Consider the following 1,540-nt stretch of genomic DNA (forward strand, 5'->3'; position numbering starts at 1 on the left):
ATTGGCGGGCCCATTTGTTGCTGATCCCGCCGCACTCGGTGCAGGTGTAATGGGTCTTGACTTGGGCCATCGTCGCCTTGCTGCCCTTGCTTTCCTGTTTGCTGTCACTTCCTGGCAAATCTGCCAGAAAGTTCATCTATTTCAATTACTCCACTTCACGCACCGCCACCCGTGGGGCCAATGCGCACATCAGTTCATATCCGATGGTACCCGCGGCAAAGGCGACCTCATCGATGGGCAACCGATTGCCCCACAACTCGACGTGGCTGCCCACGGTCGCACCCGGCACATCGCTCAAGTCCACGCACAGCATGTCCATCGACACCCGGCCCACGGTGGCGGTCTTGACGCCATCGACCAGCACCGGTGTGCCGCTGGGCGCATGACGCGGATAACCGTCGGCATAGCCGCAGGCCACCACGCCGACCCGCATGGGCTTGTCGGCCACGAAACGGCTGCCATAACCGATGGCTTCACCGACCGGGACTTCCTGCACGCCGATGATCTTGCTTTCCAGGGTCATGGCTGCGCGCAGGCCGAAGTCGGCTGCCGTACCGCCACCGGGGGTGCCGCCATAGAGCATGATCCCCGGACGGATCCAGTCGTTGGCCAGTTCCCCATGCATCAGGTCGGCCGCGGAATTGCAGAGGCTGCGCGGACCGGCCAGGCCTTCGGTGCCGGCCTGGAAGCGGCGCACCTGCTCGGCCAGCGGCAGCGCCGGGTTGCCGGCATCGTCGGCGTTGGCGAAGTGGGTCATCATGGTGATGCTGCGCACGCTGGCAATCTTCTGCACGCGCTCGTAGGCAGCGCGGAAAGCCTCGGGCTTGAAGCCCAGGCGGTTCATGCCGCTGTTCATCTTCAAGTGCACATGCAGGGCGCTATCGGTGACGAATTGTTCCAGCAGCGCGATCTGTTGGTCGCAATGCACAGCGAACTGGATGTCATGCTGGGCCAGCACCGGCAGATCGTCGGCATCGAAGAAACCCTCCAGCAGCAGGATGGGCTTGGTCCAGCCCAGTTCACGCAGGCGCACTGCATAGTCCGGCTCCACCAGCGCCAGACCATCGGCGGCGGCGAAGCCGCGCATGGCGCGTTCCAGCCCGTGACCGTAGCCATTGGCCTTGAGCACGCCCCAGACACGGGCCTGGGGCGCGTGGGCGCGGGCCACGGCGAGATTATGTTGAAGCGCGGAAATGCGGGATGAAGCCAGCCAGGGCGTGCTGTTCAAGTACGAAGACATCCCGCTGGAGCTGGAGGACACCGCACGCCAGTGGCGCGACCACATGGTCGAGCAGGCCGCTGAAGCCAACGAGGAACTGCTGGAGAAATACCTCTCCGGCAATCCCCTCTCCGAAGACGACATCAAGCGCGGCCTGCGCCTGCGCACGGTGGCCAACGAGATCGTGCCGATGCTGGCCGGTTCCGCCTTCAAGAACAAGGGCGTGCAAGCCATGCTGGATGCGGTGATCGATTACCTGCCCTCGCCCATCGACGTGCCGGCCATTGCCGGTCATGCCGAGGACGAAGCGAGATCGAGCGC

At 64.1% G+C, this 1,540-nt stretch carries 1 protein-coding gene and 1 pseudogene; one reads left to right on the plus strand and one right to left on the minus strand.

What is annotated here, in order from left to right; all coding sequences use genetic code 11:
- Positions 1-145 precede the first annotated feature (145 nt).
- Complete coding sequence (gene alr, locus I5W_RS10615; RefSeq protein WP_044529198.1) at positions 146-1,240, minus strand: alanine racemase; 1,095 nt, start codon at positions 1,238-1,240, stop codon at positions 146-148.
- On the opposite strand from alr, the pseudogene fusA reads away from it, so the two are divergent.
- Positions 1,200-1,540: pseudogene (gene fusA / locus I5W_RS10620) on the plus strand (elongation factor G); the annotation flags it as partial. The gene alr and the pseudogene fusA overlap by 41 nt on opposite strands.

Origin of the sequence: Herbaspirillum sp. B65 (assembly GCF_000333555.1) — a bacterium.
Classification (GTDB): domain Bacteria; phylum Pseudomonadota; class Gammaproteobacteria; order Burkholderiales; family Burkholderiaceae_D; genus Herbaspirillum; species Herbaspirillum rubrisubalbicans.